Raw genomic sequence first — 7,925 nt, forward strand, 5'->3', positions numbered from 1 at the left:
TTACGGATTTGCTTTGCAGACGCCGCAGACGGTGCAGTCTTTGATGGGGCAGGGCGGGGAGGGTTTGCCGTTAAGAGCGCGTTTGTACTCGCGCGCCAGAAATGATTTTTCAATACCATGATCGATAAAATCCCAGGGGAGCAATTCGTCCAAAGCGCGTTCGCGGTGTACGTAGAAATCAGGGTTCAGCGCCGAGGCTTTAAAAGTCTGGGGCCAGTTGCCCTGGTTTTGATGCGCCAGCAAAAGTATTTGGGAAACCCGGCGGTCGCCGCGTGACAGCAGCCCCTGGATGTAAGACCAGCGGGGGATGTCGGCGTGGACTTGCACGTTGGCTGTTTTTTTCAGACCGTTTTTAACGTGCTTGATCTTTGTTTTCAGGGCGGGCACGTCATCCATGGCAACCCATTGAAAGGGGGTGTGCGGCTTGGGTACAAACGAGCTCAGGCTTACGGTTATCTCTCCGATCCGTTTTCGCGCCCGGCTCGACTTGAGGAAGCAATGCTTGATTTTTTTGCACAGGCTTACAATGGCTTCGACATCCTCCATGGTTTCCGTGGGAAGCCCGACCATGAAATAGAGTTTTAAATTGGGGATGTTGTTGGCTACCAGGGTCTCGGCGGCATTGAGGATGTTCTCTTCTGACAGACCCTTGTTGATCACCGTGCGCAGCCGCTGGGAGCCGGCGTCCGGCGCAATTGTTGCCGTCTTGACGTTGCTTTGCCTGAGCACGGCCAGCAGTTCAGGGGAAAGCGCGTCGGCCCTTAAAGAACTGAACGACAGGTGCGTATCGGTTTGCAGCACTTGACTGCAAATTTTGTCGATCTGCGGAAGATCTGAAACCGCGGCACCCACCAGGCCGATCCGGTTGCAGATCGAACTGCCGGTTTGCAGGCATTCTTTTAGAAGTGCGGGGGGCCGGAATCTGGGCGGCCGGTAAATAAAACCGGTGCTGCAAAAACGGCAGCCATGGACACATCCCCGACTGACCTCGATCAGGTATTTTTGCTTAAAGGTTGTGTCCGGGGTTACAATAGCACTGCAGGTAGGTGTGTCCGAGAGGTCTTTGACAAACATGCGCTTGATGCCGGCGGGTACGTCCGCAGTCGGTTCAAAGACCTTAAGCGTTCCGTTCGGGTTGTAAAGAGCCTGGTAAAAGGCCGGCACATAAAGACCCGGGACGTTGCGGGCCAGAGTTTCAAGCAAAGCCCGGCGGTCTTGGCCGCGCAGGTCCAAAGAGACGGTGTCAAAAAAAAGGGCAAGCATGGGTTCTGCTTCCCCGATGAGAAAACAATCGATGAAATCTGCTATTGGCTCGGGGTTGGAAAAAAAGGAAACTCCCCCTGCGATAACCAGCGGGTGAGGGCTTGCTCGGTCACTGGATCGCAGGGGGAGTCCCGCCTTTTCGAGAATCGTAAGAAGGTGGGGGTAGTCATTTTCAAATGAAACCGAAAAGGCGATGATATCAAAATCGCCCAGCGGCCTTTGAGATTCAACGGTCAATAAGCGCCCGGTATGCGACCCGGCATCATCCGGCAGGAATAACCGTTCGCATACGACGTGCTCAATTCTGTTCAAAAGGTCATAAAGAGTCTGAAAACCGAGATTGGACATCCCAATGTGATATTTGTTGGGATAAACCAGCGCGACTTTGAGGCGTCCGTGCCAGTTTTTGCGGATAGTCCCGATCTCTGTCTCTGATTGTGACGGTTTCCGGCGAGATTTGTCGGTTTTCCTTGCCATTGAAGATTGACCATCGAACGTTTTAAAAGGCTGAATACTGAACAAACGAGTCAAACTTTTGAAGCTTCCCGGAGCACCGCTGAGTCGGAATTTCCACTTTCAGCCGTCGTAGCTTGAGCTTTCAGCCGTCGTAGCTAAGGCACTATGGCGAAGCCGGCGCGCTCCAACTAAAATTCAGTATCCGGTATTTTATTGCCGCTCGTCAATGCTTAACCCTCAATCAGCCTTTTTTCTCAAAAAGGTCGGCACGTCCAGGTCGTTGTTGTCGATGATAATCCCCTTATATCCGCGGTAGGTGCCTCCGCTGTCTTCACCAACCGCATGTTTACGGCGGATAAAGGTGGGCTCATCAAAGTTGACGCTGGTTTGCATGTCACTCGGTGTGATATCCCTGACTTTGCCTCCAAAGCTGCGATCTTGTACGTCAGGCTCATCTTCGGAACCGATTCCCGTTGCAATTACGGTGACGTTCATTTCGTTTCCTAAAGTGTCATCAATGACGGTTCCCCAGACAATATCGGCATCTTCACCGACTTCATTGTAAATTCGGTCGGATGCTTCGGTCATCTCTTCCATGGTCAAATCGCTGTTGCAGGTGATGTTCATCAGCACACCCTTGGCACCTTTGATGGAAATGTCTTCCAGAAGCGGATGGGATATGGCATTCTCAGCGGCCTCGATGGCCCGATTTTCACCACTGCCGCTGCCGATGCCCATAATCGCCATTCCGGCCTTGGACATGGTCGTTTTTACATCGGCAAAGTCGAGATTGACCAGCCCCGGCATAAAGATTAAATCGGTAATCCCCTTAACCGAATGGAGCAAAATTTCATCGGCTTTTCTAAACATTTCAATCATTGTGGTTTTTTTGGAAGCAAGTCCTCTCAGCCGGTCATTGGGTATGGTGATGACGGTATCGGCGACTTTCCGTAAGGCTTTAATCCCCTCTTCGGCCTGTCTGGTCCTTTTGCGGCCTTCAAACGAAAAGGGTTTTGTCACCACCGCAACAGTCAGGGCTTGGATCTCTTTACAGATTTCGGCGATAACCGGTGCTGCACCGGTGCCGGTGCCGCCGCCGAACCCTGCTGTGATAAACACCATGTGGCTGCCCTCGAGTGCGCTGCGGATGGCATCGGCATTTTCAAGCGCGGCATCCCGCCCGATTTCAGGATTGGCACCGGCGCCGAGTCCCTGGGTGAGTTGTTCACCAATTTGCAGCCTGACGGATGCCTTTGAGATCTCAAGAGCCTGGCCATCCGTATTGGCGGCGATGAATTTCACGCCCTTGAGATTGGACGCGATCATGTTGTTAATCGCATTGCCACCGGCACCACCAACACCAATAACTTTAATTGTTGCTGAATTGTCGCTTTCCGTAAATATAAAAGTCATTTCCCCCACCTCCTGTCAGTTGTTTATGTTGCTCTTAAACTTCGGTTTATTGATGATTTAACTATCCCTAACGAACTACCTGTAATGATTGGAAGCTGTTGCGTGTTCCATGTTGCGCGTTGCGGGTTAAGTATTCATAAGTCTTTAACTCGTAACTCGTAACCCGCAACGCGCAACTTGTTACATTACATCTTTGAACCATTTTTTCATCCTGGCCATGATACGGTTGAAAATGTTGCTGTCACGAATTCTGAATTTCTCTTCGGGCATCACGCGGGCGCCGTATAAAACAAGCCCAACAGCGGTGGCATACATGGGATTGTTGACGACGTCGACAAGGCCGCTGATCCCCCGGGGCGTACCCAGACGGGTCGGTAGATCGAAAATCGATTCGGCGATTTCGACACAGCCGTCCAGCAGTGATGACCCTCCGGTTAAAACCACACCCGAATTGATGAGGTTTTCCATTCCCGCCCGATAGATTTCCCTTCTTACCAGTGAAAAGATTTCTTCCACACGAGGTTCCAGGATCTCGCCTAATATCTGCCTGGGAAGTTTCCTGGACTCGCGTCCACCCGTTCCCGGAACTTCAATGGTTTCTTCGTTGCCGATATTATGGGGCAGACAGGTTCCGTATTTTTTCTTGATCTTTTCGGCCTCGGAGTGCGGTGCGCGCAGCCCGATGGCAATGTCGTTAGTAAGGTTGTTGCCGCCCAAAGAAAGTACAAATGTGTGCTTGATGTTTTTCTGAGAAAAAATTGCCAGATCGGTCGTTCCGCCGCCAAGATCCAGCAGGGCCGTGCCCAGTTCCCTCTCTTCATCGGTCAGCACGGCTTCAGCCGAAGCCAGAGATTCGAGGACTATATCGCATACATCAAGTCCTGACCGGTTGGCGCATTTAACGATGTTATGGGCAGAGGTAACGGCACCGGTTACAATATGTATCTTAGCTTCCAGCCGTACTCCGGACATGCCCGCGGGGTTCTTGATGCCGCCCTGTTCATCAACGATAAATTCCTGGGGCAGCACATGAATAACTTCGCGATCCATGGGGATGGCCACGGCGCGCGCGGCATCAATGACGCGCTCCACATCCTGTTTCGTCACTTCAGGTCCTTTTATCGCTATGATTCCGCGACTGTTGAACCCGGTGATATGACCGCCGGCAATGCCGGCGTAAACGGATGAAATTTCACAACCGGCCATAAGTTCCGCCTCTTCAATAGCCTTTTGAATCGATTCCACCGTAGATTCAATATCCACAACCACACCTTTGCGCAGACCGATAGAGGGATGCGTGCCGATACCGATAATATTTATGTTTTTTTGGGAAATTTCTCCAACCACGGCACAAATTTTGGTTGTCCCGACATCAAGACCGACAATAAGATTTTCCTTTCCCGGCATCTTAAACCTCCTTTTGGTCACTGGCAGGTGATTCATTGCTGACTGGAAGAACAACAATACGATCTAAGTTGTTAAGGTCGATTGAAACCAGCCGTGAAAGCTCGTTTCTTTTTTTTATATAGGCCAAAACAGTTTTAAGCCCGGCATACTTGCCGGGATAATTGTGATATCCGAGCTTAATGGTGCTGATCATGCCGGACGCAAAGGCCGGAGCGTAAATGGTCAAACCGATTTCTCTGTCAATATGAATTCTTTTGATAAGGGTGTTGGGAAGCAGACTATTCGGGTTTTGTCCTAACTTCAAAACTTGCATGACAGCATCAAACGGCAGACTGCGGGTTTCTTCCAAAACGTTGATGTCTGAAAATTCAAGGCCGCTGACGACCGGCAGGTTGTCCGGATCCGTAGCCGACACTTCCTTAAATATTTCTCCGGCGGTATTGATCAAAAATTTGCGTTCCAGATCTATGACGGCCAGGGCTTTTTGCTCCTTTATTCTGATGTGTATTTTTGAAGGGAGTTCCCGGCTGACTTCTGCCTCGGCGATCCATAAATGGGCTGTCAGTCTTTTTCTAACTTCTGATAGATTTACGGAAAGAATATTGACACCCTTGTCAAGCCGGGCTTGTTTCAGAACTTGCTCTTTGGTAAGCTTGTCGATTCCGGTAACGCTGAAGCTTTCGGTTTTGAAATAGTCAGTTTGCGTCAGAAAATCGTAACCAAAAATAAAAATAAAGCTTACCAGCAGCAAAGCAGCAATCCCGGCCGATATTTTTAGACTGGCTTTAAAGTATTCCATAATTTTAGCCTGTTGTTTGGCGGTGCTGTTTTTATAAAAGTTTCTACGGGTACGATTACGCTCCAACAATTTTGACCTCGCTTTCAAGATCGATATCAAACATTTTTAGTACGGTCTCATGAACAAATTCCATCAGCGCCAGAAAATCTGCAGCAGTCGCCTGGCCGGTGTTGACGAGAAAATTAGCATGTTTTGATGAAACTTCGGCGCCGCCGATTGCTTTGCCTTTCAGTCCGGCCAGGTCAATCAGCTGCCCCGCTGTCTTGCCGTCGGCCGGGTTTTTAAAGAAGCATCCGGCACTGGGGTAACCGATGGGCTGTCTTTTTATGCGCATCTTTAAAATTTTCTTGGCTTCGGCTTTGAGCTTGACAGGATCTGCCGGATGCAGGCAAAAAGAGCCGTCGATAATAACGGGATGCGCCTGAAATTCCTGGTTTAGTCCCATGTTCAATGAGAGATTACGGTATGAAAATTTTAGCCGATCCCGTGTAATTTCCTGGATTTGACCATTTGGCAAAAGCACTGTGACGGCCTCAAGGACATTTTCGATCCAGCTGTAAGCCGTGCCGGCATTCATCATAATGCCGCCGCCCACGGTGCCGGGAATTCCCAGGGCAAAATTGAGACCTGCAAGACCATGCTCAAGGGCAAAGCGGCAAAGAGCCTGCATGCGAACACCGGCCATGGCGGTAACGACAACTTCTTCCTGCTCATTATCGGTTTTGGTAATCGCCTGCAGACACTTGGTCAGTGCTATGACGATGCCCTTTATCCCGCTGTCTTTTACCAACAGATTTGTACCGTCGCCGACAATCAGATATGGAATGTCCTTTTGCCAGGCCCAATTGATCAGTGATTTAAGCGCTTCAATGTTTCCAGGTACAAAATAGGCTTCAGCCGGCCCGCCGACCTGCAGCGATGTATGCTTGGACATTGGTTCGTCAAATTTGATGCCGGCGCCGCAATGATCGGCCAGCCATTTTTTGGATTCAGAATCGAGTAACATTTTTATAGTTCTTTCAGTAATGTCTCTCCCAGTTTGTAAACATCGCCGGCACCCAGGGTAAGCAGGATGTCGCCGGCGGTTAAAGTCTGTTTTAAATGGGAAACAGCTGCTTTAAAACTTGGCATGAAGACGACATCTTTGTGGCCGTGGGCTCGAATTTCTTCAAACAACAATTGACTGTCAACGCCTTTGATTGCTTTTTCACTGGCGGCATAGATCGGCAGCACTACCAGCATATCCGACTGGTAGAACGAACGTGTAAAATCATCAAAAAGTGCCTGGGTTCTGGTGTAGCGGTGCGGCTGAAACACCACAACGATGCGCTGGTCCGGCCAGCTTTCCTTGACGGCCAGCAGCGTAAATTTGATTTCAGTGGGATGATGGCCGTAATCGTCAATAACAGTAATGTCTCGGGCGATTCCCTTGATTTCCAATCTGCGCTGCACGCCTTGAACGGTTTCCAGGGCGTTTTTGATGACTTCAAAATCGATACCTAATTCAAGTCCCACGGCGATGCTTGCCATGGCGTTGTAAACGTTATGGATACCAGGCAGATTAAGCGAGATTTCTCCTAATTGCTCGCCAAGGTGTTTGACGGCAAACCTGCTCTTTAGCCCTTTGGATTCAATATTTTTGGCCTGGATATCCGCCTGGGAACTGACTCCGTAAGTTGTGAAGCGCTTCTTTATTTTGGGAATTATATCCTGTATGGGTTCATCATCCAGGCATAGAACCGCCAGACCGTAAAACGGGATTCTGTCGATGAAGCTTAAAAATACTTCCTTGATGTGGTTTAGGTCTTTGTAAAAATCGAGATGCTCCCGGTCTATATTCGTTACAACCGCTATGGTGGGAGACATTTTCAGAAAAGAGCCGTCGCTTTCATCCGCTTCAGCCACGATAAAATCCCCCTCTCCAAGCAGCGCATTGATCCCGATACTTTTGAGTTTGCCGCCGATGACCACCGTGGGATCCAGCCCGCCTTTGTCCAGCACGGCAGCTACCAGGGAAGTGGTCGATGTTTTGCCGTGGGCGCCGGCAATCGCTATGCTGTACTTTAAACGCATCAGTTCAGCCAGCATTTCGGCCCTGGGTATTACCGGGATCGACGCTTGGGCGGCGGCCATAACTTCAGGGTTATCGGGAACGATGGCCGCGGATGTTACCACAACATCGGCCCCTTTAATTTGCTTGGCAGCATGACCTTCATATATCACTCCCCCTAAGCTTTGCAGGCGCCGGGTCAGATCAGAAGTGCTGACGTCGGATCCGGACACCTTGTAGCCCAGGTTGAGCAGAAGTTCGGCAATTCCACTCATGCCGATGCCGCCAACGCCGACAAAATGTATGTGATATTTTTTAAGATACATAGATTTATTTAGTCCTGAAAAACCTGATCCTCTGGGCCTCCGGCTCGTAGAGCCTACGCCTCGGAGAGCCAGGTCAGAGATATCTGGCTCTGCCTTGGAGTTTTGTGTCTAAAATCACAAATTCCAAGCACCAAACATTAAATAAATAACAAATCACAAGCACCAAATTTCAAATAAATCACAAATTCCAAGTCTCAAATTCCAAACAAGG

6 protein-coding genes are annotated in these 7,925 nt (G+C 49.7%); all 6 read right to left on the bottom strand.

Annotation, left to right across the window (positions count from 1 at the left end):
• Complete coding sequence (locus V3S16_RS17455) at positions 1–1,740, bottom strand: TIGR03960 family B12-binding radical SAM protein (protein ID WP_413887282.1); 1,740 nt, start codon at positions 1,738–1,740, stop codon at positions 1–3.
• Between the two features lie 216 nt (positions 1,741–1,956).
• Complete coding sequence (ftsZ, locus tag V3S16_RS17460; protein ID WP_413887284.1) at positions 1,957–3,132, bottom strand: cell division protein FtsZ; 1,176 nt, start codon at positions 3,130–3,132, stop codon at positions 1,957–1,959.
• 180 nt (positions 3,133–3,312) lie between these two features.
• Positions 3,313–4,539: a cell division protein FtsA gene (ftsA, locus tag V3S16_RS17465; protein WP_413887286.1), complete on the bottom strand. Its 1,227-nt coding sequence runs from the start codon at positions 4,537–4,539 to the stop codon at positions 3,313–3,315.
• 1 nt (position 4,540) lies between these two features.
• Positions 4,541–5,338: a cell division protein FtsQ/DivIB gene (locus tag V3S16_RS17470; protein ID WP_413887288.1), complete on the bottom strand. Its 798-nt coding sequence runs from the start codon at positions 5,336–5,338 to the stop codon at positions 4,541–4,543.
• A gap of 55 nt (positions 5,339–5,393) precedes the next feature.
• Positions 5,394–6,344, bottom strand: a complete 951-nt coding sequence (murB, locus tag V3S16_RS17475; protein ID WP_413887290.1) for a UDP-N-acetylmuramate dehydrogenase — start codon at positions 6,342–6,344, stop codon at positions 5,394–5,396.
• A 2-nt stretch (positions 6,345–6,346) separates the two neighbouring features.
• The gene (murC, locus tag V3S16_RS17480) at positions 6,347–7,714 is read right to left on the bottom strand and encodes a UDP-N-acetylmuramate--L-alanine ligase (protein ID WP_413887292.1); all 1,368 of its coding nucleotides are present in this window, start codon (positions 7,712–7,714) and stop codon (positions 6,347–6,349) included.
• Between the last annotated feature and the right edge of the window lie 211 nt (positions 7,715–7,925).

The sequence above is a fragment of the Candidatus Desulfatibia sp. genome, assembly GCF_036446775.1.
In the GTDB taxonomy this organism is placed as follows: Bacteria; Desulfobacterota; Desulfobacteria; order Desulfobacterales; family UBA11574; genus Desulfatibia_A.